Genomic DNA, 23,572 nt, shown 5'->3' with positions numbered 1-23,572 from the left:
GCCAGTCAAAATGAGGAGGAAAGAGATGAAGAGGAAATGAAATGAGGAGGAAAAGATCTCCTCAGTTCAGTCTATTGAGATCTCTTATGCTTCAGCTCAGTGACACAACCGTGTCTGCCCAGTCCTCGACGGCATCAAGGATCGCGTCATCCTCGTAGCCGGTGAGCCGGACGGCCTTTCTCCCAAACGTGAGCGTATAGGTCTCGCCGTTTGGATCATGGCACTTCAGCTGGCACGAGTAGGAATCCTTATTCGCATCACGCTGCGGGGTGCCGCCGACGGCTCCTGTGAGTGCGGCATCTGCGAGGACAGCATCAGCTGCTGCATTCATCCCGGCGGTTGTCCCGGCAGTGACGGTGGCTGCACCGACTTTTTTGCCGTCACCGTCCAGGTACACGATCCGGGCAGTATACTGCTCGCGGCCCCGGACCACGCCCGGGATCGTCTCGCCGCCGGACTCATAGGCGACACAGCCGAAGGGGTTGTCTGCAAGGATTGATCCGACCACAGCCTCAAGGGCCGCGGTATCTGCAAGCGGTGCCGGGAGGTTCCGGACCGCTGTTTTGTTGTTTCGTATCTGTTCGAAATCTACTGCCATTAGTGGTGGCTCCTGCCGGGCGGGGGGCTTCTGCACACAGAGGCAGCCCGCCCCCCTGCTCCGGCACATCATATGTCGGAGACAATGGCAATGGGGCTGAGCGGAGTCTGCGGGCCGGGAGTGTTTTTGTGGGGAATTAGGGGAGGGGGAGAGAAGGGAAGATCGTGATTCGTCGAGATCAACTATCGTGAGATATGAATATCGTGAAAAGTGAATATCGTGAAAAGCAAATATGATGGGGAGGGGGAAGGGAGAGGAGGTGTTTGGGGTCCGGGGGACCATTCCTGGAAAAGCGGGTACATTCAGAAATTCGGATTCATTTGGAGAGGGTTTATCACGCCAGCCAATTATCTGATAAGGCTGAGAAGATCCTCAATCATATTGTGTACAGCTTCCCGATCCATATGTCCGTACATCTGGATGGCATCCCGGTCATGAGGGATTATTGAAAGCACCTCTAAAAGAAACGGATATTCCTGCATCATTGAACCCAGATACATAAGATCAAGTTCCTTCCCCCCATGATGAGGATCGATCAGGGAGAGGATATCCGCCCGATCTTTCCTGAGCTTGCCTTTCTCCCAGTCTTCGTTGTCTGAGGTGTGCTGATGTAGCCTGTATGCACGATCCCATGCAGCTTTCACCTTTAAGAGCAACAGAAGCGTGCGTTCAGGGATGGTGACAGGTGAATCCGTAGATAGTGCTATTTCAATTGTTCTGCCATTCAGCAGAGTCATCGGGCAGGATTCATTCCGGCCCTCGAAACAATTCCTCTCATCCCGTGAGATGAAGTCGATGATGATCTCGCCTTTTTGAGGAGTGACCTTCACAATACTGTTCCGAAACGGAGGATTGCGCCTCCTGATGAAACCACAGGTCTCCACCAGATGACGCATAAGATGCTGTCTTGTTCTCGAATTTGTAACCAGATCAATATCGATTGACCCATACCACGGATTATAGCAGTACACTGCCCATCCTCCGATCAGAACCGTGACAGGATTGTTAGGATCTTCCCGATCATTAACCCAGCGATAGATCGCTGCGAGCTCCGCTAAAGACGCTTCGATCAGAGAACGGGGAACTTCATAAGCTGGCATAGTCCTCCACGAGTCGCAAGGTCAGGTCACGGCCACCATAGCCCATCCCAGCCAGATCAAGCAGAGCCTGTCCCGGTGATACAAGACGGATATCATCTATTTTTCGTGTATCAGAGAAGACATCCCGATCCGGCTTGTATACCCTTACATTAATTCCCTGCACATTTGCAGTCTCAAATGAATCAAGGAACTGATCGAGGTGTTCCTTCTGGATATAGACGTATACCGAGTCATGGCGGAACCCATAGTGTGTATAGATCCCTCCTGCCGTAAAACCCGTGAACCCGCACCCGACATTCTGGGAATCACACATACGTGTGATCGTCTGTGCAGCTAAGGTAGCATCAGTCTCCGGGAGAACTCTCTCATCATAAAATAACTTCTCAAATGGGCGTTCCCAGGCGATGCCGTTGAGCAGTTTGGGAAAATCGTTGATCTGGATATCGTTCTTTCCAATGACAATCCCTTTCGCAATCAGGCTCTTCACGGTAGCATGAGCCCAACCGTACGAGACGTTCGCTTTCATGGCGAGCTGCCGGATGGAAGTCCCCTTACAGGTGAGGAGTGTTGTCACGATCCTCCAGGACTTTGCGGAGCTGATCTTTTCGATCCGGCGTATATCTGATTTTTCATTTTTTGTGTCGATCTTTGAACGGTATGGTAATGTGATGATCCGGATGTCACAGGAGTTGGCAATCTTCTCGATCTCCGAAGGTATCAGCTTGCTGGCGATGATAAATTCCATGTTTTTTATATCGGGTTCTGTCGAGCCCAGAAGTTTTTTCAGGATCACCTGACGTCCGATGGTATCGATGGAGAGCCTGGGCGTGATCTCTATGATGTATTTTTTCGATGAATCCTCAATAACCATATCTGCTCTGAACGGGAATCCCTCCAAAACCAGAACATCCCATGTAATGGATGCGTTATCACTGAGCTCCAGTGTACGCTTTATATGGTTTAGTATCTGATCCTCGTCGCTGGTTATCATGCTGTTATGCTATCACTATAATGCGATAACCATATAAATGTATCAGTGATAATTGGAATGATAGAGATTATCGCATTTCAGTGATAGTATAATAAAGGTATCAGTGATAATTGAAGTAAAGAATTTGGGTTAGGGGAGAGGGGGTAGTGTGTGTGGGAGGTGAGAGGGGATGGAAGACGCGGATCGAAATTAAATGGTCGGATCACATTTCAGTGGGCGTATACAAGTGAAAAGATCAGTTGGCGAAAAGACCCGCCCTTTGAGAGCTGAAAGAAGTCAGAACCAACCATACCGTTTGTGAGCCTGCTCGATCGACATCACGGCAAGAATATGGACTTCCTTCTCCGGTTCATGGATGCGATAGAACGCCGTGAATGTCCGGCTGATGTGAAGCCGATAGGTATCTTCACGCCCGTGAACATATAGGCGTTCTTTGTCGCTATTACTGCGGGTTCCGCTGCCGCCAGCTCCGGGATATGGATCTTCCTGCAGGGTTTTCAGCTTCTCCTTAACTATCCACTGGCTCTTTTCACTCAGGCTATGGATACTCGCAAGGGTCTTCTTGTCAATCAGTATCCGAAACGTCAAAGTCCAACTCCACAAAATCCCCGTTGGCCTCGATGCGATCCATATCCTCAATGAAACGGCGTTTTTTCTCCTGCTCTGCCATAGAAGAGAGGAGGTCGTCGAAGGTCTGGCCGGGGTACTTCAGCTCAGAGATCTCCGCCCATACTCCTTCCGAGACGGGGATCCTTTTCGTTGCAGCCATACACTTATTGTAAGTATTTATTATATTTACAATGTTGCACGCGGCAAGTGGGGGTGGGGCAGAGGCAGATCACGTTTTGGTGAGGCAGATGGAGGACAATGAAATGGGCGGAAACAGGCGGCATACATGTATGTTTCGATGGGTTGTAACCCGTTGAAAAGTGTTGTTTTTGATGGGTTATAATCCGATGAAAGTATTCATCTCAATTTTGGTCTGCTTTTCACCGATTTCGTCGGGATAAAATTCCCCTGTTATGTCGGGATAAAAATACCCAAATTAGTCGGAATAAAAATCCCCAATGTGCAACCAGAGAGCATACGGAATTCATAGCCTCTCCACAATCTCTTTCATTGTGAGAGAGGAATCTGCCTGTATCAGCGTGACGATCTTCTCTCCGGTTTCTTCCCTGGCTTCTTCCCTATTACCCGCTGATCTTCCTTCCCTTACTGTGGGGTTATACATAGAATAACCACAATTTTCCGGGTAATTATCCTGGTACTTATCCGGGTACTTATCCGGGTACTTTTTGGGAACGTAATTGGGATGCTTTCAGGAGGATCTCCTTTATACATCATCGGTACGATCGATATTGTACCATCACATGCAAGGGTGCATTATGATGAGAAGCCTGAATTATCGTATTCTCCTCCGAAGAGAGCCTGAAGGCGGGTATACCGTCACCGTTCCAACGCTTCCCGGCTGTGTCACCTTCGGAGAGATCATCGAGGAAGCAATAACAATGGTACGAGAGGCAATCGAACTGTATCTTGAGGATTGTGCTGCTAATTCTGATTATCGTAAAGATGATCATTAATACATGATGAGACAGGGACCTGAGCCCCTTATCTACACACTATGGCAGGATACAGGGCAAATTTAAATTTTTCAGAAGATTATTTAGTTACCAATAAAACCATGGATTCATTTGAAAAAATACGTGAAATGGTGCATAGGCTTACCGGATTTGTGAATGTGGACAGGATCCAGGAAGGCTATTCTGATGAGCAGAAATACGTTCTCAGCCTGCAGAGCGGCGAAAAACGTCTCCTCCGGATCACCAGTCAGGCCGATGATGCGACCATCTGTAGAAAGCAGACCGAATTCAACGTTATTGGGGATCTCAGGCACTATTCGGATAAAATTCCAAAGACGCAATGCTTCGGAACATCCAAAGACAATACGCTCTGTTTCATGGTTTTACACTTCATCGAGGGGATGAATGCGGAGGAGTGCCTGCCTGATCTTTCAAACGACATCCAGTATTCTATAGGCGTTGCTGCCGGAGAAGAGCTGAAAAGAATGCATGCCATGAAAGCGCCTGCATGGTATCCGGGGTGGCATGAGGTGAAAACACGGAAACATTCATACTACCTCCGGTCGCTTGACGAGTGTACGACGATGCCACATGGTGTTGATCCTGATACTATCCAGGCGTACATCGAATCAGGTATGGATCTGATGAGGAATGTCGAATCGACATTTCAGCACGATGATTATCATCCCGGCAACATTATTATTCAAAATGGATCATTCGCCGGTGTGATCGATTTCAACCGCTACGACTGGGGAGATCCTATCCACGACTTCTATAAGGTGGCACACTTTTCACGGAATGTCAGCGTTCCGTTTTCTGCAGGGCAGATCGACGGGTATTTCGGGGGATGCATTCCGAATTCGTTCTGGAGGAGATACGCCTTATATGTTGCAATGAGCATCGTTGCAGATTCCGTCTGGTCATATCGCTACTCAATCCGCACCGGCACCACCGACCAGATTGAACGATCCCAGAAGACAATTCAAACGATCTGGCGTGACCATGATGGCTTTGAATCGGATGTGCCGCTCTGGTATCTTGAATTCGGAGAAAACCAGAGGACGTACTATAGGGATGACCACCCGATAACGATATAACTGATTCAAAGCCTCATTGCCATTTCTTCCCTGGTTTCTTCCCTAGTTTTTCCCAGGTAATCACCCTAGTTTCTTCCCTGGTTTCTTCCCAGGTAATCATCCCCCTCCAGCAGCCATCTCCAGAGTGGGATATACTCAATCATTCCATCAGTTCCCTGTGTATCCTTTGTGAGGAGCAGGCACCGGCTCACCTTCGATCCAAACTCTTCTGCGAACTCACGCAGGGCGTCTGTCTCACGCTGGTGAATCTGATCGGTGTACGTGACATTGATCGCCATTACGCTGGCATCTCTCATCTTCAGGACGAAATCCACCTCACCGTTATTCTTCCAGTAATAGGGTGTATACCCACGCCTACGCAGTTCTATATAGACAAGATTTTCGGCACAGCGTCCTGTATCTTTTGAGAATGAGAACGATACTGCGTTCCTGAGTCCATTGTCGATACAGTAGATCTTTTTGTTGTTTCGTGCCTGCACATTCAGCGAGTAGCTGAAGAACTGGACCTCAAAGAGGATCTGTGCCATCTCTGCATATCGTATATATTCCTTGATGGTCTCCGGATCAATACCGAGGAGATCAACCAGTTTTCGGTATGAGTATGGGGACGTGATATTCGCCATCAGGTACGCCAGAAGATCACCCAATGCCCGATGGTTTCTCACGTCGTTCTCCCGGATGATATCACGGTAGACGATACTGTCATAGTATGCCCTGAGCTGATCCTCCCTGACCAGCTCGTCCTCCCGGAGGGCTGTCTGCGGAAACCCGCCTTCATAGAGATATCGATGGAAAAGTTCCAGAACCTCATATTTTCTGCTGGCAAGTGTAACAGGATCGGCTATCCCGTCAATGTTGTGAAAGAGGAGATACTCTGAGAAATCAAGTGGATAGACGTGTAAAGAGAGGTATCTGCCACTGATCAGCTGTGATACCTTTGAGTCAAGAAGATAGGAGGATGAGCCCGATATAGCCAGCCTGAACTGTTTCCGATCATAGACGGCCTTTATCCACCGCTCCCATCCTTCAATTGTCTGGATTTCATCAAAGACGAGGGTTGCACCCTCCCGGCTGTATACCTCTTTCCGATAGGTATCCAGCACCATTTCAAGCGGATTCGCAAGCTGTGCAATTGCAGGCTCATCACAGTTGACAAAGAGAATCGAACGCGGATCGGCCCCCCTCTCATTGATTAAGTCCTGGATCATCTGCATGAGGAGGGTGGTCTTGCCGGAACGCCGCACCCCGTTTATGACCACGATCTCGCCGGAGTCGTAATATGCCCGGATCTTTTTGAAGTAGCGGTCACGGCAGATACCTGCCTGCGCTGAGAAATCCCGCCCACTCCACCAGGGGTTTTGAGCGGCAAGGATATCAAGGAGCGGAGGAGTGCCAGCGGGTGGAGGGGCGCCAGAAGAGCCCGGAGGCCGGTTGGAGCCGGGGTTGCCGGAGGAAGTTGGGGTTGGAGGGAGGAGGGGCATGATATTTTGATTGGTTGTAACCCAGCATAAAGGTATGTTTTCGATGGGTTGTAACCCGTTGAAAATTGTTGATTTTGATGGGTTATAATCCGGTGAAAGTATTCGTCTCAATTTTGGTGTGCTTTTCCCCAGTTTCGTCGGGATAAAAATACCCAAATTCGTCGGGATAAAATTCCCCTGGTGTGTCGGAATAAAAATACCCAATGTGCAACCAGAGAGTATACGGGATTCATAGCCTCTCTACAATCTCTTTCACTGTGAGAGAAGAATCTGTCTGTATCAGCGTGATGATCTTCTCTCCGGTTTCTTCCCTGGTTATCCCCCTCGTTTCTTCCCTAGTTATCACCCTGGCTTCTTCCCTGGCACCCGCTGATCTTCCTTCGCTCACTGTGGGGTTATGCATATAATAGCCACAATTTTACGGGTAATTATCCGGGTACTTTTCCGGGTACTTTTATGAACGTAATTGGGATGCTATCAGGACGGATCTCCTTTATACATCATCGGTAAGATCGGTAATGTACCATCACATGTAAGGGTGAATTATGATCAGAAACCTGAATTAACGTATCCTCCTCCGAAAAGAGTCAGAAGGCGGGTATACCATCACCGTGCCAACGCTTCCCGGCTGCGTCACCTTCGGGGAGACCATCGAGGAGGCAATAAAGATGGCAAAGGAGGCCATTGAGTTGTATCTTGAGGATTGTTCTGCCACTCCTGATTGACATAGGATCTTTTCCCTCATCAGGTTACACTCATCTGTTCGCTCAAAAGGTGAGCACTTTCAGACCGCCACACGTGAGCATTTTTACACCGCCATTGACACACGACATTGGATTGAGATCTCAATCTGACCTGAGAGAAGTTATTTAAGTTTCAAGAGAGTATTTTGCAGTGTTATATTCGCTATTGTTCCTTTGTTGGGACGATAGTCTCTTCTTATTATCTCTCCATTTACAATGAGATTACAGAGATGCGCTATTTTACGAATACTGGCAACCCATCCAAAGTGACATATATCGGAGACTCTTGGAATCTATCGATCCTGTCGGATTATCTCCTTTTCTCAGAGCGACCATATACAAGCGAGAGTATCGTTTGACTTCACCTGTGACTACACCTGTAACTTCACCTGTCACTTCACCTGTGACTTCACCTGTGACTTCATCTGACTTCTTCGATGGAATGATTCCATCATCTTCCCTTTAGAATCTATTATCCCCCATGTAAACTCTCAAATCGTCTGCGGAGTATTCCATTCTATGGCACGTGAGGGAGAGACGAACACAATACGCCATGAAACACGGATGAAACTATTGTAACTATTCAGGCTGCGAAAGGATGGGCAGTCGTATGATTCCCTGATTTCCATGATGGCTGATCAGTTTCTCCAATTATCAGAAAGTGATGAAGAATTGGATACTGAATGGGATGTGGAGTGGGATGTGGAAAAGATAGAAGGCGATATGAACGCCATTTGGAAGACAAACGCGTTCACACCACTCAAAGCTCTTTTACGCAGGTGATGTTTTGATATGATAATCGGCAATTGTGCAACAAGCTGTTGCAGAAATGGAATATAAAATAGCCCTTATGAACACAAAGGCCAGATAACCGGATTGTGGGGCGCATCGAAAAAGAAAACATAGCATGATAATTTCAGGAGGCACGAGAAATTCCATCCGCCATTGACAGGGATCATTCCTCCCAGTATTCCTCTGTCAATGGAACCTCCTTCAGCCCTTCCTTGTGATGCCTCCATCCCGGCATGAAACCGTCCATCAGTTCCCTGAACCGTTCATTATGCCGCCTTTCGAGGAGATGCACCATCTCATGCACGATGATGTACTCAAGGCAGAGCGGATGCCGCTTCACAAGTTCGAGATTCAGCCAGATCCGGTGGGCATCTGCATTGCATGAACCCCAACGTGTCTTCATCCGTTTGACACCCCATGCCTGGACAGAAACACCAATTATCTCTTCCCATTTTGTGATGAGCGGTGGGATCTGCTCTTTGAGCTGCCCCCGGTACCATTCATAGAGGATCTCCTCCCGCCTCTCCCGGTTGGTTCCTGGCCGGACTCGCAGCTCCATTGTGGCAGTTCCTCTCAGGCATACCCGTGGAGGCTGATCTGCTTCGATGACATCCAGCCGGTAGCGCCTGCCCCTGAAGAAGTGGGTCTCACCGGTGATCATCTCCCGTTCGGACTGCCGATCCTGTTCAAGGAACTTCCTCTGATGCTTTTTGATCCACTTCAGGCGGGAGATGATGGCAAGACGTATCGCCTCATCATCAAGGAAGAGCGGTGCGGAGACCCGAACCCGTCCCTCAGGGGGATAAACCCCAAGGTGGAGGTTCTTGATCTTCTTCCTGATGATCTCAACAGGTATCCCGGAGACTTCGATCAGATGCTTCTCAGTAGTCACGCTGATTCTTCACTATCTCAAAGATTCGCTCGATCATCTGTTCATCGTCACCGAGGACCTGCCGGATGACTCGTTGCACTTCCCGCTCTTTGTACAGGTTCCCACGCCATCCCGCTTTTTTTGTCTCCCTGATGGCTTTGTCAAGGGCAAGAGCTGTCGCTGCACGGGGGTTTTCAGCCCTCCGGTTACCATACGGCGCAATCTCGCTCATCGCCTGATTCTCGCCTGTCACAAGATTATCGTACAGAGCCCGGAGTGCCGGAGTGGTGAGAGCTGACGGGTAGGACACCTCGTTTTCAGGCTGGCTCACCTTCCGTGCAAGCTCGACTATTCTTTTCAGATATATCCTGTAGTCCAGTGCATGCTGCTTCCGTTCATGGATCAGAGAGTCTAGGAGCTCGGACATCTTCTCATAGTACTTCGGATTGACCGGCATCTCATCGAGGATGATCTTCCGGACATTATTTTCGATCGTCTCAGCAACCGCCCCCTGATCCTTCCTGATATCTTCAGGAAGTGTCTCGATTGCTGCTTCTCCCCGGATCGTGATCAGCTGCACAAGCGTCATATCATCAAATGTTGAGACCACTTCGCTCTCCTCTGCCCGGATATAGGTATCAAGGAGATGGCGCATCGCCGGTTCATACCGTTTCAGGTCGATATAATCCCCGCTTGCCCGCATGATCTCCTCACGGACTTTCTCGTAATGCGCAACTTCGCTTCTGATAGTCCGTGCCTCCTGATCGGTATATCCTGCCTCACGCATCTCCCCGGCAAGATCCGCGTATCTTCTGACAAATGTTCCAACCCGCTTATAGAGATCAACACGCAGTGGCTCGGTTCGTTTCAGGGCAATGGGATCATCACTTGAACCACAGAAGTACCGGATATAGTCCCGGCTCGCCTTGGGCGGCTCAACCGGCTCGCAGAGTGCCTTGATCGCTTCACGTATCTCTTCAAGGCTTTCACGCCCTTTTTCAAGTCGATCTTTCAGGAGACCGCTGACATCATCCTTATCAAAATCCTCGAATGCTCCGCCGGTATAGTCTTTGATCGATCGTTCAAGGGACATGAAGAGATCTTTATAGTCGATGATATGGCCGTACTCCTTATCCTCCCCATCCAGCCGGTTCACCCGGCAGATCGCCTGAAAGAGCCCATGATCCCGCATCTGCTTATCGATATAGAGGTAGGTTGCAGGTGGCGCATCAAAGCCGGTCAGCAGCTTGTCAACGACGATTAAGAGCTTCATCTGCCCTGGGGTTTCGATGAACCGCTTCTTCACCGCTTTCTCAAAAGTCTCGACTTTGTACATCGCCGTATCTTCGGGTTCATCAAAGAAATCGGCGAGCATCTTCCGATAGACATCATATTGCAGCAGCTTCTCAGTGAGCCCTTCGCCTGTTTCTTCGCCCTTGATATCCGCAGGTGAAGGTTTGTACGACGTGATGATGGCACACTTTCCTTTGAGGTCGGTCTTCTGGAACATCTCAAAGAACCGGCATGCCGAGTAGATGCTCCCCGAAACAAGCATCGCATTTCCGTGGCCGCTTCTCAGACGATCCCTCGTCTCCATATCGAGGAGAATGTCGGCTACGATCTTTTCGAGTCGATCCTGCGAACTGAGGACCTTCTTCATCGTGCCCCAGCGTTTTTTGAGTTCGGCCCGTGCGAAGTCGGTGAGACCTCTGGTTTTAATCTCAAACCACTGGTCGATCTTCTCCTGGGAGGTAATATTCTGGTCGATGTCCCGTGCCTCATACCGGAGATCGAGGACGACTCCATCACGAACGGCCTCATCATACTTGTAGGTGTGAATGTACGTGCCGAAGATCTCAATGCTCTTTTTCTTGTCTTTCTTTAAAAGCGGTGTTCCGGTGAACCCAATCATCATCGCGTTCGGGAGAAGGGCTTTGACCGCCTCATGGAGCACACCCGACTGCGTCCGGTGGCATTCATCGATGAAGACGAAGATCTCCCCTTTTGCACGGAAGTTCTGGGGGAGGTGTGCCTGTATATTCCGGATATATTCATCGACATCCTGCCGGGTTAGATCCTCGCCTCGTCCGAATTTATGAATCAGCGAGCAGATCAGCCATTCTTCGTTTGTATTGAGGAGCTTGACGAGATCTGATCCGCTCTTTGCCCGGTAGATCGCCTCGCTGACCCCGGTGAAAACGCCCTCGATCTGTTCATCCAGTTCAATTCTATCAGTGACCAGGAGAACCCGGGCATTTTCGATATGCTCACGAATCCATTTCGCAAGCCAGACCATCGTCAGGCTCTTCCCGCTCCCCTGAGTATGCCAGATGATCCCGCCTTCACGCTGCTTCACCCGCTCCTGTGCGGCTTTTACCCCAAAGTACTGGTTGTGGCGGCAGGTCTTCTTGGTCCCGGCATCAAAGACGATGAAATCATGAATAAGCTCAAGGAGGCGCTCTTTATTACAGAGCTGGCCGAGTTCCCGGAGGAGAGGATTGTCGGCGGCAGCGGGGTGTGCATCGGCTTCTTTCCACCGGAGATAGTACTTCTCCGGCGTTTCGATGGTGCCATACCGCATCCCTTCGGTCTCGTTGCCTGCCATCACCAGTTGAATCGTTGCATAGAACGGCCGGATGAATTCTTTCTTCTGGTTATCGAGATTCTGCCGGATGCCTTCTGTCACCGAGACGGTGGAGCGTTTCAGTTCCAGAACCGAAAGGGCGATGCCATTGACATAGAGGACGATATCCGGGCGCTTGGTGTTCTCCCCGACGATGGTGACCTCTTCTGCGATGGCAAAGTCATTCTTTCCTGGGTTTTTCCAGTCGATTGGCCAGATGGTGATATGCTGCTCTCCGATTGAGGGGCTTACCTTCACGCCGTACCTGAGAAGGCTGTAGAATTCACGGTTTGCATCATAGAGGGAGCGAACACCCCCGACAGTCGTTGCTTTCCCAAGTTCAAAGAGGACTTTTTCGATGATCCGATCATCATGCCCCTGCCGCAGAAGCCAGTCTTTGAGCAGGTTCTCTTCGATGTTGCTGTTCTCTGTTCTATCCTTCAGATTACCAAGGTAGGTATAGCCAAGTGCTTCCGAAAAGAAGCCGATCACCCGCCCCTGTGTCCGTATCTCACGCTCACCGACGCCTGTCATTGTCATACCTCATTCCTCCTTCCTCATTGCGGCCAGCAGATCACGGCCCTTCTTTGTCAGGCGGTATTTTTGCAGCCGGCTTGTGGGTTTCTCCGGGATTGTCATCTCAACGAGACCAGCATCCGTTGCAGGTTTGAGATACAATGTGCGGAAATTTGCTTCACTTTTTAATCCAAGATTTTTCTGGAGTTCAGAGCGTGATAATTCCTGCTTCATCACTGCCAATAGTGATCTGACTTCACCTGTGACTTCACCTGTGACTTCACCTGTGACTTCACCTGTGACTTCACCTGTGACTTGATCTGCCTTCTTCGGGGGAATGATTTCATCTGTTTTACTACGCCTGATGGTGGTCATGAACCCGTCAGTGACCTCAAATTCAGGCTCTGGCAACCCGGCATCCACACACCGCCTGATCATGTCCCTTGTCCCGGTTCCCATTCGTTCGATATACCGCGTCAGGTTAAAAGTGGTGATCCTCTCTCCAGTTTCTTCCCTAGCTATCACCCTAGTTTCTTCCCTAGTACCCGCCGATCTCTCTTCCAATCTATATGGAAACTCCACCCAGAGACCGGAATCATCCATTTCAATATCGAGCCTGCCACCCTGTGCATTGGCAAACCCACAGATCCATTTGAGATATTCGTCCCGCCAGGACTGTTTGTACTCGATGGATTCTGTTTCGGTCATGGTTGTGCTTCTGCTCCACTCTGTCCGATACCTGATCCCTCCGGGGCAACCAGCCGTACCTTCCCGGTCAGGAGCTGCTGCATCATCCCCTGCTTGATCTCCTTCGCCTTATCACGGCGGCGCTCCAATGTGACTGTACTGAGAGTTGAAATAATAGAGTTTGATTGCATAAAAACTCATGAATCAGCTTGTTTCTTTGAATTTGTTTCATATAACGTTTCAGTTATTGCACCACGAAATATTTCCTCGTTCAAAAATTGTAGTAAACGCTTTGCCTCTGAACGCTCTTTCGGAAAAATTAATCGATTACCTTCAAGTCTAATTTCGACATCATAGTCTTGTGAATGACGATAAATATCTTGAGCTGAATAACGATCAAGAATCCCAGAATCTCTAACCATTGCGATTCTTTTACGGAACCATTGGTTTGATCCAACTGCGATTGCGTCGGGATCTTCAGCTGCAAATATCGGATGATTTAATATTTCTCGAATCTCTTCTTCAGAGGCTTCTTGATAATAATCAGCAAGAGATAAAAAGGAATTTACTTTGCTAAGATTACGGAAAAGCAGTTTCCTTTCATCGGTAAAATAAACAGCACTTAATGATGTACCAAGTGTGAGGCCGGGGCGTTCTGTAGTTTTATAAGTGTCATTATCAAGAAAAAGAAAATGACCTGGACGAATTACATGTGAGCGACTGAAATTTTGGAATAACATCAATTCATTATCTTGCTCATTTCGTGCAAAACCAACAATACCTGTTATCGATGAAATGATGACATCATCTTTACCTATGACTTCACAATTTCGTATAGTTTCACAATTAACATTTCTTAACCAATCAGGCGGACAATAATTCATAATGCGGAAACGCTCATCTCCATCAGGATTATAGCCTGGATTGAAGGAAATTTCACGTATATTACTTGAGAATGAATTATATTGACTGAACCAAACATGAGCAAGTTTATTCTGTAATCCTTGGTGAAGAGGAATTCTGAAAAGTCCGAAATTATTACCTTTTTTTACGATAGCTGCAAGTTGAAATTGTTTAAGCATGTCTACCTCCAACATGTAAATTAATATTATATGCTAACTGAACTACTTCGATCTCAGTTCCGGGTCTTCGTAACTTATCTTTACTAATTAAAAGGGATGATACACCCTCTGTATCCTTAACTGCATAGAAATGATAACCAAATAATCCCATAACAGGATTAAAGTGAAAAGCTTCAGCGTGGGTGATAACCAAAAGAATAATTGCGAAAATGTATAGCCCAGTTAACCATTCGTCGATGAAAGCCATATTACTTGTGGAGATAAAGGGAAGGAAATAGGCAAGTAAAAAAGCAAGCATCTCTTTATCAGTATTTTCAAACTCTTTAACGGTAAATGGAAACGTTTGCAGATTCCTCTCAGCATATTGAAGTAAAAACCAGCATAAAAAAACTAATAAAATGGCAGCTATCAGCCATGGAACCCAATTTATCCATAATTTATCATTAGAAAACCGATTGACAGCGATAGCGCCTAGTATTGGAGATAAGGACGTGGAAACTAACAGAAATTTTGCCCGTCTATTATACATTAACTTTACAACCTTGATGATTTGACATTATCAATCTTATCTTCCCGGTCAGGAGCTGCTGCATCATCCCCTGCTTGATCTCCTTCACCTTATCCCGGCGGCGTTCTAGGGCTGTGATCTCGGCGTCCATGTCAAGAAGAAGCTTACTTATTGCTAATTGCTCATCTATCGAAGGTAGCTCGACTTCAATTTGAGATAGACTGCGTGTACTTATATGAACTATTGCATCGCCTTGAGCCATACGTGCTTTTTGTATTGTCACACTTTCATGATTCATTAAATGACCAAGGTATATTGGATTCATCCCCTCAGGTGTGAAAACAATAATATCCCCCCCAGCATATGCTTGCTCAGGACCAATGTAAGCAGCACATTGACCAATCTCTTCAGCCGTCTCTCCAGATCCCGCAAAGAGCAAATCTCCATGTTTTATCTGCAAAGCGTCGGAGGCTACTGAAGGTGGTATCCTTGATACAGGAGATCGAATATAGTTTTTATATGTCGTATATAATTCCCCATATCTGATACAAGCTAAGCCAGTATCAGACACATCATCCCTTTTAATTCCCCTGCCTTTTGTAAATGTCCCTAAGGCTCCAACCTTTACTGTAAGCCACTCCCCCTCAAACCCCGGCAGCCTCGTCCTCCCTGTAAGAAGCTGCTGCATGGCGGCCTGCTTCATATCCCGCTTCTTGGCGATGAGGGCATCCAGCGCCCCGATCAGTCCATCAACATCGGAGAGGGCGGCGGCGATGGCGTGTTGTTCGGGGAGAGGTGGGAAAGGTACAACAATTGAACGAATTATATGAAGGTTAAGACCGCCTCGACCGCCATCACCTGTTGACATTGAACGCAACTCATGATATCTATTATCGAGATTATAATATAGATAATTAACATAATAAGATGAATTTGGCAATATAGCGGCAATAGACTGATTAGTACACAATTCCACCATATTCATCGCGACAGTTCCACGGGTTTTTCCTTGCCCAGCAAGTCCAATTAGGACACACCTTGAGGGAATAAGTTTTGTACTCGAATTATCTAGCCCATTTTTTGTGATTCTCCCTTCAACATCATGAACTATTTTAAGATTTAATTCACCTGAATTCATCCATCTGATCGTTCCACCCCAATAATCATTGCTTTGAGTACTGGGTGTCCCTCCTGCGGTACAATACGCAAAAGAACCAATATTTTTTGTCACCCAATCCTCTGGAATTACACCAACCTCCGTCCGCTTATATCCCGGCGGCACAGCATCCTGATCGGTCATCTTCCGCCCCCTTTGGCAAGAATACGTTGATTGATTACCGGATGTGTCACATTAGCCATTCCTCGCAATTGTGCCACCGCTGGGGTCACGTTTCCTGTTTCGTCCGGTAAGCCAGCAAACCATTCATCCAACCAGCTCATACTCAAAGTCCATTGTTCCAGGATAGCCCCAGCTCCAATAGAGCGGCGGTATCCTGAGGCAATACCGGAGAGTATGGTTCGCTTCTTTGAACGAGGATGTTCGAGTAGACTTTCTGCAACAAGCTGTTGCAGATAAGGAGTTATTTTATACCAAATCACAAAAAACTGAGTAATTGGCATAGTAATTGATGAGAAGCCCTTCATTCCCGGATAACCATTATGTAAGTGAGCTGTGGGCACGTCGCTTCGTTCTCTCTGTTCTTTTATCATGCCATCCTCATCCTCAAGCTCCTTCATTAAGCTGCTGAGCGGTCCTGTACCCCTGAAGTGGATGATGGCGAACATTCTTGTACTTCGCTTCAATCCTACCATCTTCCAGCATTGGATTGATATAGTGATTTCGGAGTGAATCCTTGCTACGTTTCAACAGAACTGCTAGCTCTTCAAGTGTCAGATATCGATCATTGCAAAGTTGAAGAATAGTCGCCTCAACAACCTCTTTCGACATTTTTCGCTTAGAACTAACTTTTTCAGCGACCGCACGCAATGTATCTTCCTGTATTGATTCGGATATCAAATGTTCGGAGCTCGAAGCCAAATGTTCGGAGCTCCCCGTCAAATGTTCGAACCTCCCTGTCAAATGTTCGGAGTTCAACTTCGAACAAACCTCATCAGCCCCAAACATTTCATTTCCCATTGGATGGTGCCCGGGTCGATAATAGAAGGTGTTTCTCCCCTTTCCTTCGCTTAAAAGGAGTCCTTTTTCGACAAGCCCATGGAAGGCAATAGTGATGTCATGAGAATGCTCTTTGGTTAGCTGTTTTAGCCTTCCATGATTCACACATTCCTCACAGTGGGCAGTCACAAGAGCAAGCTTTTCAATCTCCCTTAAATCATTGAATGCAACTCCAATTTCATCTTTAAGAACATCAATAGCCTCTTCTGGAACCAAACTGATCATCTTCAGAATTAATACCGTTTGATTGCTCTCGAATCGTTCTTCGAGCACCGGTTCACGCCACTGTTGTAGTTTCCAGTTACGGTAAATCTTTGGAAATCCTGAGCCTGCCTGTTCACCAAGCCCGATGAGCTGAAACATCTTTTGAAGATTCCTATTCCTACAATCGCTCACGCCACCCCGAATCGCTTCAAGCTTTGGGATCCTCATCAAGCCTGGATTCCTGAATCCATATAGATCCGGGCGTTTCACTACAAGAATCGAACAACTTCCTGAATAATCAGCATGGATGAGAGTATTTACGAGGGCTTCCCGGAGGGCTTCCATGACCGGCGTCTCCTCAACTCTCTCATCTCCTGCAAGTTTGAAAGGCACTTTCAGGTCTGTTGAGAGTTTTTTCATGACAAACCTGTAGAAATCATACAAACACCCAGACCATGTTCCATCAAGTGTGATTCGATCAATCCACCGGGTTTCTGTACCTTCCCGTTCCTGATAATCTACAATGTAATTGGGAACAGCATCAAGAATTGAACGGAACCTCCCAAACATGAGCAATCCTGCAAGAGTGAGCCCCTCCTTTTCAGTATGCCGATCACGTGCCCATCCACCAATCTGGCGTAAAAATTCCAAGTCGCCATATTCATTGAATGGATGATCAGGTTTACGATTCGAAAAATGTTGGCGGTATACTCGAAAAGATTCTTTATCAATATCATTAAACCCGAAATTTTCGAGAATAACAGCGTCTTTTGTATCATTTGTTTGTTCTCCGAGCATTCGTTTAACAAGTTCCGGGGGACATTTGAAATCACCTTCATTATGTCTTTGATATGTACCGTTGAGTGGATTTGTCCCAATATATACCGGACGCTGTTTTCTGGATGCCTGTGGTATATGAACAAGAATGCAGGTTTTTCCTTGAATTTCAATTGGTTGTATATCCTTATTGTGGAGAAGATTTACACTGACCTTATTTGAGTTATTTAGAGAATTCCAGATATCCTGAATTACTTGTTTATATTCTGGTAAATCATGAATTGCTATCAGTTTTCCATTTTCTTTGCTCTCTTTTTCTTCAGCACCAAGGAGAATATATCCTCCTTCAGTATTTGCCATTGCAGAATATGTCTCCCAGAATGAATCCGGAACCTGTCCCTTCTTATTCCTCCCTAATGCTGTTTTAAATTCAACATCATACCTCTCTTGGAGAGATTCCAGATCGAAGAAATCCTCAGGTGCAGTATTCAAGATCAGCACCACCTACAATGATCGAATCCAGCCCAGAAATATTCTTTTTCATCCCCACTCAACCCCCATCCTCTTCAGATGCTCCTCGACCTTTGCCGCATACTCCTCCACCTCATGCTCAAGCTCCGGCAGCGGGCGGGCATACCGCTCGTCCAGCTCCTTTACACGGCTTGCGAGCCGCTGGGTCGCCTGCTGGACTTCACCCTCGATGGCTGAACAGATGGAGGCGAACCACTTGTCGTTAATGACGAGTACCTTGATCGCATCCTCGTTGAGTTTCGGGTACATGGCGAGCACCGCTGCATCAAGCTTCGCCTGGGCCGTTTTGACCGCCTTCGTCGCATCTGATTCTGCATCCATCAGGGCAAGGCAACGTTTCAGGGCATCGCGTTCATCGGCATCCTCGGGATCACGGCCGATCTCTTTGAGCTTTTGGCTGAGATCGCCTTTTGTGATCTTCCCGCTCTCGCCCTTTGCATCCTCAAGAAGCCCCTCCTCGCCGGTGTTCTCCTCGATGAACTCCTCAAGCTCACGGGCAGCTTGCTCCTGCTCCATCCGAAGATGGTCGATTCTCTCCTGCTCATCGGTGAAATATCGTGATACAATCAGATTCGGAGAAACAAGATCCATCTTGAACTTATTCCGGTTGACGACCAGATCCGGCGTCTCCTTGATCTTCCGCTCCTTATCCTCGATGATCCCACGAGGCCGTGCTGCCTCCACCCATCCATCGGCGATGATCATCCCGACATCATCCTGCATCACCTCAGCCCAGTAATCCATCAGCCGCTGATAGACATCATACCTGCTAAGGAGCGGGAGGTTGGCATACCGCTTCAGGAGATCTTCTGAGAGGGTATGGATCACCTCTTTCGTCTTATGCTCAGGTGAAAGGCCGTTCAGCAGAGGCTCATCAGAGGAACGCCATTCCCTGAAGATCTCCGCAATCCGGGATGCATACCCCTTAAACTCAGGATGAACGAGGATCACCCCCCTCACCTCGCGGGCTTCGATCTTCGGCTCAGAGTACCCGGGTCTCCCATTGCCCTTGAAGAGTTCATTCCTGAGCGAGGGGAATACTGCCCAGTACTCCTCCAGGGCATCGATATCGCGGTTTGGGATGCCGCCGTTCATATGAGCATTAAGATCATGGAGATCCTCCGGATCACTTGCATCGATATAGCGGGGGATATTCAGATTGTAATCGTTTGCCGGATCGGCAATCTCTGCAACCGGCACCATCCGGGAGTAGCCGGGAAGATCAATCTGATGGTTGAAAACATCCACAATCTTATGGATATCCTGCGACCGGAGCCGGTTCTTGTTCCCGTCCTTTGCATAGCCCTTTGAGGCATCGATCATGAAGATGCCGGTCCGCGCATGGGCGTTCTCCTTATCGATAACGATGATACAGGCAGGGATGCCGGTTCCATAGAAGAGGTTTGCAGGCAGACCGATGATCCCCTTGATCAGGCCCCGTTTGATGAGGTTTCTCCTGATGTCGCCCTCCTTATTCCCCCGGAAGAGGACGCCGTGAGGGAGGATGATCGCCCCCTTCCCGCTGCTTTTCAGAGACTTGATCAGGTGGAGGAGGAAAGCATAATCGCCATTCTTTGATGGTGGCACCCCGAGATCGAAGCGGCCAAACTCATCATCTTCAGGTTTAAGGCCGCTTGTCCATGCCTTTGATGAGAATGGCGGATTGGCGACGGCAAAGTCAAAGGTCTTCAGGCCGCCGTCGCTGTTTTTGTAGTGAGGAGAGGAGAGGGTGTTTCCCCGCCATATTTCATGGGTCGGGTTGTTGTGGAGGAACATATTCATTCGGGCAAGCGACCAGGTGGCATTATCCATCTCCTGTCCATAGATTGAGATGCCACGGGGGGCTTCCTCGGCCGCCTTCAGGAGCAGTGAACCGGAGCCGCAGGTTGGATCATAGATCGTCTGATCCTGGCGGGTGTCGGGGCCGATTCCAACCACCTTCGCAATGATCCGTGAGACCTCAGCCGGGGTATAGAACTGCCCTTTGCTCTTGCCGGACTCAGTTGCGAAGTTCCGCATCAGGTATTCGTAGGCATCTCCGAGGAGATCGTCTCCTTCGGCACCATTGGCACTGAAATCGAGCGAATCAAAGATCGCAATCAGTTTTGAGAGCCGGTCCTGCATCTCCTTGCCGGTACCGAGTTTGGATTCGTCATTGAAGTCGGCGAGATCGATGACGCCTTTGAGATCGTTTGCTTCGGCGAGCTTGCCGATGATCTTGTTGATCTTATCCCCGATCTCCTTGTCCCCTTTCAGCCGGACCATATCGGAAAAGCTTCCGCCTTCAGGGACTTTGATAACCGAACTCCGATCGCGCTCGCTCTTATCAGAGACATATTTCATGAAGAGGAGCGTCAGGATGTAATCCTTGTACTGCGAGGCATCCATCCCTCCACGGAGTTCATCGCAGCTCTGCCAGAGTGAGCTATAGAGTTGGGTCTTTTTGAGTGCCATGGTGAGACCGTCGTTATCAGTAGATAGGTGATCTCTTCTTTTGAGGCAGGATTATTGTTTCGGAATTGATGCGGTGATTCAAAAGGAGAGGGGAGAATTGTAAAAGTATCTGAACCTGATTTGGTCTGTTTCGCTCAATGATTGAAGAGAGGCGGGTCGAAGCCGCTTACAGCTCCGTACATTTCATAGTGATGGAATTATCTAGAATCGGTCACTCAGCATTCAGCTTCCTTAGCGCCTCACGTGCGGCATCAATTGCTGCTTTTTGCTTTTTTGTGCCAGAACCTTCACCACATTTCGTTTTGCCAATCATGACGCTAGCGGTCCATGTTGGTGCATGATCCTGACCAGACTTCACATAGCTATATTCCGGTCTACTCATTTTATGCGATAGACAATATTCCTGAAGTAACCCTTTTGCGTTTTTATCCCCGGAAACCTTTTCTATTTCAGTGGGAAATATCCGAATTATCACTTCTCTGGCTTTTTCCAGACCTAGGTTGATATATATAGCTCCAATAAAGGCTTCAAAGGTATCAGCAATAATTGAATCTTTCAGTATTGTTCCTTTTGACAATAATACGGCGTCATCTAGCCCCAAATCATATTCCATAACAATGTGAGCCAGATTGTAATTTTCTGTCACCTCTAAACGCCTCTTCATCTCCCCTACAGGATGGCTTGTAGAAGAATACAGGTGCTCTGCAATGACAAAATCCAGGAAGTAGTTCCCAAAGAATTCCAATCGCTCGTAATCTTCACACTCCATCCCCTGCTGTTTCATTTCATTAGCGAGTGAACTATGTGTGAGTGCAGTGTCATAGAGAGCGAGGGCTTCTTCAGTGGTTTTCTCAATTCTGAAGTAAGGACCATTGAGGATATCAAGAAGCTGCTGTTTACGTGACTCTTCCATAGAAACCGATGTACTTGTAGCGAGTTAATCTTTGGGTTAAAATATTTATATTTGCCATTGAGAAGAGCCGATATCATGCTTGTATGACTCCGCCGGGTCGATGCCCTCCTTCAATTCGCAGATCGGATCGAAGCCCGGGTCACTGCTGCACAGGAGCACACCGAACAGCTCCGGCAGTCGATTCTTGAACAGGCGTTCTCGGGGCGGTTGGTGAGCAAGGACTTCGGAAATTAAAAGAGATGATAGGAAGGGTGCCATAGAACCCTCATTCTACCCCCTCACAGATCCTCTTCACATCAGCTGCCGGGTACCGGAGCGTGATCTCGCTCGTCCGCCCCTTCGCCTGCCGGACCGAGATCCTGATGAGGGCATAGGTGGCAAGCGACCTGAGCTGCTCGTGGAAGGAGGTATAGGAGATGGTTGGCACCTGATCCTGCCTTCGGCCATCCTTTCCTTCAGGGCTTTTGTCACGCCCATATCCCGGCTCGGGCTCGGCACATACCGCCGGTTCCACTGGTCGCTGATCCCCTGATCGCAGATCTCCGGCTCCCTGCTCCATGGCTTGCGGTTCGCGGGTTTGCTGTCCCCCGGCTCGCTGCTCCATGGCTCGCTGCTGCTTTTCCGATTGCTCGGCTGCCATCACCTCCAGGAGCCGGGAATAGAGCCTTCCTGAGGTCGGGGGCACCGGCTCCCCGCACTCGCCATACTCCTTCCCGCCATACTCCTTCCTGCTATACTCCTTCTCACGAGCCTCTTCTCCCTCCTCTACCATACCGGCAATCACCGAGAGGAGCCTCCGCTCTTTTTCAGTGAGGACCGAGACGAGGCCCCGGAGGTGGGTGAGGCGGGCATCCCCGTAGGCGGCGGCAACATCCTCGTCGGTGACAGCAGGCCGCCCCGCCCGCTCTGCCCTGAGAATGGAACGTTTCAGGAGATCGATCCCGACCCTGAGATCGCCGGTCACTGTTGATGCCGTCATGTCAGTGACGAGATCAAGGATCTCAGGGGAGATCACTGACGGATAGACCGCCTGCCGTGCTCTCTCCTGCAGGATGCCCCGGATCTGGGCGGCGGAATAGGGGGCAAAGAAGACCTCTTCCATGCAGAGGCTGGAGAAAACGGATCGATCCAGCCTGCGGGAGATATCGAGTGCGAGATCGCTCTCGACCAGAATAACTGAAGCACGGCAGCCGGGATAGTCGAGATAGATCCTGAGAAGTGAGGAGAGGATCTGGGTATCGGTTCCCTCATGAATCAGGTGGTGGATATCGTCGAGGCAGACCAGGAGGACGGTTCTCTCGGATTCTCTCCGTGATTGAAGCGCCTTTGCGACGGCATCCATCAGCCGCCGGAGCGGAATGCCGGAGCTGGGCGGAGCATGGCCGACCAGTTCCCGGTAGATTGTTGAGAAGACAGCAAATGCTGATCTGTTCTGCTGGCAGTTCACGTACACCGGGATCAGGGTATTTGAGACATCCCGGATCTCGCCAAAGAGGTGCTGGATACAGGTCGTCTTCCCGGTGGCGGGGAGCCCCCGGCAGAGGATGTTGGCTGGCCGCTGGCCCCGGAGCCCCGGTTTGATCAGGAATGCCAGCTCCTTGAGCTCGGCATCGCGGAAGAGAACCTGGTCGGGAACGTGATCGCACTCGAGGATATCGGCGTCCCGAAAGAGCGGCTTATCGGAAAAAGTGAAGTTACGTGAGACAATCTGCGAACTACTTTCTGAATTCATACCATAAAGAACGCGGTCGGAGTAATAAGAGGTGAACCGTGCATGGTGAAAGTGAATTGGGGGGGGAGTGGGAGGATACGAAAGTGGGGATTTCTAGACCGACGTTGATAATT

At 48.7% G+C, this 23,572-nt stretch carries 24 protein-coding genes; 4 read left to right on the top strand and 20 right to left on the bottom strand.

The window, feature by feature from the left end:
* Positions 1 to 91 precede the first annotated feature (91 nt).
* The 6 genes from FTO68_RS02455 to FTO68_RS02430 all read right to left on the bottom strand — a co-directional run bounded on the left by FTO68_RS02455 (position 92) and on the right by FTO68_RS02430 (position 3,920).
* Positions 92 to 598 carry a hypothetical protein gene (locus tag FTO68_RS02455; RefSeq protein WP_255331777.1) on the bottom strand — a complete coding sequence of 169 codons (507 nt, stop codon included), beginning with the start codon at positions 596 to 598 and terminating at the stop codon, positions 92 to 94.
* 347 nt (positions 599 to 945) lie between these two features.
* Positions 946 to 1,698: a hypothetical protein gene (locus FTO68_RS02450; RefSeq protein ID WP_255331776.1), complete on the bottom strand. Its 753-nt coding sequence runs from the start codon at positions 1,696 to 1,698 to the stop codon at positions 946 to 948.
* A complete protein-coding gene (locus FTO68_RS02445; protein ID WP_255331774.1) occupies positions 1,685 to 2,569 on the bottom strand; it encodes a hypothetical protein in 885 nt (294 codons plus the stop codon). The genes FTO68_RS02450 and FTO68_RS02445 overlap by 14 nt, the downstream gene beginning before the upstream one ends.
* Before the next feature lie 396 nt (positions 2,570 to 2,965).
* Positions 2,966 to 3,277 carry a hypothetical protein gene (locus FTO68_RS02440; protein WP_255331773.1) on the bottom strand — a complete coding sequence of 104 codons (312 nt, stop codon included), beginning with the start codon at positions 3,275 to 3,277 and terminating at the stop codon, positions 2,966 to 2,968.
* The gene (locus FTO68_RS02435) at positions 3,255 to 3,458 is read right to left on the bottom strand and encodes a hypothetical protein (protein ID WP_255331772.1); all 204 of its coding nucleotides are present in this window, start codon (positions 3,456 to 3,458) and stop codon (positions 3,255 to 3,257) included. Before FTO68_RS02435 ends, FTO68_RS02440 begins: the two co-directional genes overlap by 23 nt.
* Positions 3,459 to 3,782: 324 nt before the next feature.
* Positions 3,783 to 3,920, bottom strand: coding sequence for a hypothetical protein (locus FTO68_RS02430; RefSeq protein WP_255331771.1), 138 nt, complete (start codon positions 3,918 to 3,920; stop codon positions 3,783 to 3,785).
* 154 nt (positions 3,921 to 4,074) lie between these two features.
* Between FTO68_RS02430 and FTO68_RS02425 the strand changes: the two genes are divergently transcribed.
* Both FTO68_RS02425 and FTO68_RS02420 read left to right on the top strand, forming a co-directional pair.
* A complete protein-coding gene (locus tag FTO68_RS02425; RefSeq protein WP_255331770.1) occupies positions 4,075 to 4,272 on the top strand; it encodes a type II toxin-antitoxin system HicB family antitoxin in 198 nt (65 codons plus the stop codon).
* 128 nt (positions 4,273 to 4,400) lie between these two features.
* Positions 4,401 to 5,369 (top strand): phosphotransferase family protein, encoded by a 969-nt coding sequence (locus FTO68_RS02420; RefSeq protein ID WP_255331769.1) that lies wholly within the window; start codon positions 4,401 to 4,403, stop codon positions 5,367 to 5,369.
* Positions 5,370 to 5,434: 65 nt separating this feature from the next.
* Here the strand turns inward: FTO68_RS02420 and FTO68_RS02415 are convergent, their stop codons facing one another.
* Both FTO68_RS02415 and FTO68_RS02410 read right to left on the bottom strand, forming a co-directional pair.
* Complete coding sequence (locus FTO68_RS02415; RefSeq protein ID WP_255331768.1) at positions 5,435 to 6,850, bottom strand: ATP-binding protein; 1,416 nt, start codon at positions 6,848 to 6,850, stop codon at positions 5,435 to 5,437.
* Between the two features lie 229 nt (positions 6,851 to 7,079).
* A complete protein-coding gene (locus FTO68_RS02410) occupies positions 7,080 to 7,253 on the bottom strand; it encodes a hypothetical protein (protein ID WP_255331767.1) in 174 nt (57 codons plus the stop codon).
* Between the two features lie 166 nt (positions 7,254 to 7,419).
* On the opposite strand from FTO68_RS02410, the gene FTO68_RS02405 reads away from it, so the two are divergent.
* Both FTO68_RS02405 and FTO68_RS02400 read left to right on the top strand, forming a co-directional pair.
* Positions 7,420 to 7,575, top strand: coding sequence for a type II toxin-antitoxin system HicB family antitoxin (locus FTO68_RS02405; RefSeq protein ID WP_255331810.1), 156 nt, complete (start codon positions 7,420 to 7,422; stop codon positions 7,573 to 7,575).
* Between the two features lie 645 nt (positions 7,576 to 8,220).
* Positions 8,221 to 8,376 carry a hypothetical protein gene (locus tag FTO68_RS02400; RefSeq protein WP_255331766.1) on the top strand — a complete coding sequence of 52 codons (156 nt, stop codon included), beginning with the start codon at positions 8,221 to 8,223 and terminating at the stop codon, positions 8,374 to 8,376.
* 172 nt (positions 8,377 to 8,548) lie between these two features.
* On the opposite strand, the gene FTO68_RS02395 is transcribed toward FTO68_RS02400, so the two are convergent.
* The 12 genes from FTO68_RS02395 to FTO68_RS02340 form a co-directional block, all read right to left on the bottom strand.
* Positions 8,549 to 9,277 carry a M48 family metallopeptidase gene (locus FTO68_RS02395; protein WP_255331765.1) on the bottom strand — a complete coding sequence of 243 codons (729 nt, stop codon included), beginning with the start codon at positions 9,275 to 9,277 and terminating at the stop codon, positions 8,549 to 8,551.
* Complete coding sequence (locus FTO68_RS02390) at positions 9,267 to 12,419, bottom strand: type I restriction endonuclease subunit R (protein WP_255331764.1); 3,153 nt, start codon at positions 12,417 to 12,419, stop codon at positions 9,267 to 9,269. Before FTO68_RS02390 ends, FTO68_RS02395 begins: the two co-directional genes overlap by 11 nt.
* Before the next feature lie 3 nt (positions 12,420 to 12,422).
* Positions 12,423 to 13,103, bottom strand: a complete 681-nt coding sequence (locus tag FTO68_RS02385) for a Fic family protein (RefSeq protein WP_255331763.1) — start codon at positions 13,101 to 13,103, stop codon at positions 12,423 to 12,425.
* Complete coding sequence (locus FTO68_RS02380) at positions 13,100 to 13,273, bottom strand: hypothetical protein (protein WP_255331762.1); 174 nt, start codon at positions 13,271 to 13,273, stop codon at positions 13,100 to 13,102. The genes FTO68_RS02385 and FTO68_RS02380 overlap by 4 nt, the downstream gene beginning before the upstream one ends.
* Positions 13,274 to 13,279: 6 nt before the next feature.
* Positions 13,280 to 14,164 carry a hypothetical protein gene (locus FTO68_RS02375; protein ID WP_255331761.1) on the bottom strand — a complete coding sequence of 295 codons (885 nt, stop codon included), beginning with the start codon at positions 14,162 to 14,164 and terminating at the stop codon, positions 13,280 to 13,282.
* Positions 14,157 to 14,693 carry a KwaA family protein gene (locus FTO68_RS02370; RefSeq protein ID WP_255331760.1) on the bottom strand — a complete coding sequence of 179 codons (537 nt, stop codon included), beginning with the start codon at positions 14,691 to 14,693 and terminating at the stop codon, positions 14,157 to 14,159. The genes FTO68_RS02375 and FTO68_RS02370 overlap by 8 nt, the downstream gene beginning before the upstream one ends.
* Positions 14,686 to 15,972 (bottom strand): restriction endonuclease subunit S, encoded by a 1,287-nt coding sequence (locus FTO68_RS02365; protein ID WP_255331759.1) that lies wholly within the window; start codon positions 15,970 to 15,972, stop codon positions 14,686 to 14,688. The genes FTO68_RS02370 and FTO68_RS02365 overlap by 8 nt, the downstream gene beginning before the upstream one ends.
* Complete coding sequence (locus tag FTO68_RS02360; RefSeq protein WP_255331758.1) at positions 15,969 to 16,409, bottom strand: hypothetical protein; 441 nt, start codon at positions 16,407 to 16,409, stop codon at positions 15,969 to 15,971. Before FTO68_RS02360 ends, FTO68_RS02365 begins: the two co-directional genes overlap by 4 nt.
* Positions 16,396 to 18,333, bottom strand: a complete 1,938-nt coding sequence (locus tag FTO68_RS02355) for an RNA/DNA-binding domain-containing protein (protein ID WP_255331757.1) — start codon at positions 18,331 to 18,333, stop codon at positions 16,396 to 16,398. Before FTO68_RS02355 ends, FTO68_RS02360 begins: the two co-directional genes overlap by 14 nt.
* Before the next feature lie 36 nt (positions 18,334 to 18,369).
* A complete protein-coding gene (locus FTO68_RS02350) occupies positions 18,370 to 20,814 on the bottom strand; it encodes a type I restriction-modification system subunit M (protein WP_255331756.1) in 2,445 nt (814 codons plus the stop codon).
* A 211-nt stretch (positions 20,815 to 21,025) separates the two neighbouring features.
* Positions 21,026 to 21,727: a ribonuclease III family protein gene (locus FTO68_RS02345; RefSeq protein ID WP_255331755.1), complete on the bottom strand. Its 702-nt coding sequence runs from the start codon at positions 21,725 to 21,727 to the stop codon at positions 21,026 to 21,028.
* Positions 21,728 to 21,992: 265 nt separating this feature from the next.
* Positions 21,993 to 23,459, bottom strand: coding sequence for an AAA family ATPase (locus FTO68_RS02340; protein ID WP_255331754.1), 1,467 nt, complete (start codon positions 23,457 to 23,459; stop codon positions 21,993 to 21,995).
* Positions 23,460 to 23,572 lie beyond the last annotated feature (113 nt).

Source organism: Methanocalculus taiwanensis, from assembly GCF_024372745.1.
GTDB lineage: Archaea > Halobacteriota > Methanomicrobia > Methanomicrobiales > Methanocorpusculaceae > Methanocalculus > Methanocalculus taiwanensis.
Note: the sequence above shows the minus strand (reverse complement) of the source record. Positions and strands in the feature narration are given on the sequence as shown.

Bases quoted from the DNA above. Each gene is read 5' to 3' on its own strand.
- FTO68_RS02455 (WP_255331777.1), bottom strand. From the start codon at position 598: ATGGCAGTAGATTTCGAACAGATACGAAACAACAAAACAGCGGTCCGG.
- FTO68_RS02450 (WP_255331776.1), bottom strand. From the start codon at position 1,698: ATGCCAGCTTATGAAGTTCCCCGTTCTCTGATCGAAGCGTCTTTAGCG.
- FTO68_RS02445 (WP_255331774.1), bottom strand. From the start codon at position 2,569: ATGGTTATTGAGGATTCATCGAAAAAATACATCATAGAGATCACGCCC.
- FTO68_RS02435 (WP_255331772.1), bottom strand. From the start codon at position 3,458: ATGGCTGCAACGAAAAGGATCCCCGTCTCGGAAGGAGTATGGGCGGAG.
- FTO68_RS02430 (WP_255331771.1), bottom strand. From the start codon at position 3,920: ATGTATAACCCCACAGTAAGGGAAGGAAGATCAGCGGGTAATAGGGAA.
- FTO68_RS02425 (WP_255331770.1), top strand. From the start codon at position 4,075: ATGATGAGAAGCCTGAATTATCGTATTCTCCTCCGAAGAGAGCCTGAA.
- FTO68_RS02420 (WP_255331769.1), top strand. From the start codon at position 4,401: ATGGTGCATAGGCTTACCGGATTTGTGAATGTGGACAGGATCCAGGAA.
- FTO68_RS02415 (WP_255331768.1), bottom strand. From the start codon at position 6,850: ATGCCCCTCCTCCCTCCAACCCCAACTTCCTCCGGCAACCCCGGCTCC.
- FTO68_RS02410 (WP_255331767.1), bottom strand. From the start codon at position 7,253: ATGCATAACCCCACAGTGAGCGAAGGAAGATCAGCGGGTGCCAGGGAA.
- FTO68_RS02400 (WP_255331766.1), top strand. From the start codon at position 8,221: ATGATGGCTGATCAGTTTCTCCAATTATCAGAAAGTGATGAAGAATTG.
- FTO68_RS02390 (WP_255331764.1), bottom strand. From the start codon at position 12,419: ATGACAATGACAGGCGTCGGTGAGCGTGAGATACGGACACAGGGGCGG.
- FTO68_RS02385 (WP_255331763.1), bottom strand. From the start codon at position 13,103: ATGACCGAAACAGAATCCATCGAGTACAAACAGTCCTGGCGGGACGAA.
- FTO68_RS02380 (WP_255331762.1), bottom strand. From the start codon at position 13,273: ATGCAATCAAACTCTATTATTTCAACTCTCAGTACAGTCACATTGGAG.
- FTO68_RS02375 (WP_255331761.1), bottom strand. From the start codon at position 14,164: ATGCTTAAACAATTTCAACTTGCAGCTATCGTAAAAAAAGGTAATAAT.
- FTO68_RS02370 (WP_255331760.1), bottom strand. From the start codon at position 14,693: ATGTATAATAGACGGGCAAAATTTCTGTTAGTTTCCACGTCCTTATCT.
- FTO68_RS02365 (WP_255331759.1), bottom strand. From the start codon at position 15,972: ATGACCGATCAGGATGCTGTGCCGCCGGGATATAAGCGGACGGAGGTT.
- FTO68_RS02360 (WP_255331758.1), bottom strand. From the start codon at position 16,409: ATGAAGGAGCTTGAGGATGAGGATGGCATGATAAAAGAACAGAGAGAA.
- FTO68_RS02350 (WP_255331756.1), bottom strand. From the start codon at position 20,814: ATGGCACTCAAAAAGACCCAACTCTATAGCTCACTCTGGCAGAGCTGC.
- FTO68_RS02345 (WP_255331755.1), bottom strand. From the start codon at position 21,727: ATGGAAGAGTCACGTAAACAGCAGCTTCTTGATATCCTCAATGGTCCT.
- FTO68_RS02340 (WP_255331754.1), bottom strand. From the start codon at position 23,459: ATGAATTCAGAAAGTAGTTCGCAGATTGTCTCACGTAACTTCACTTTT.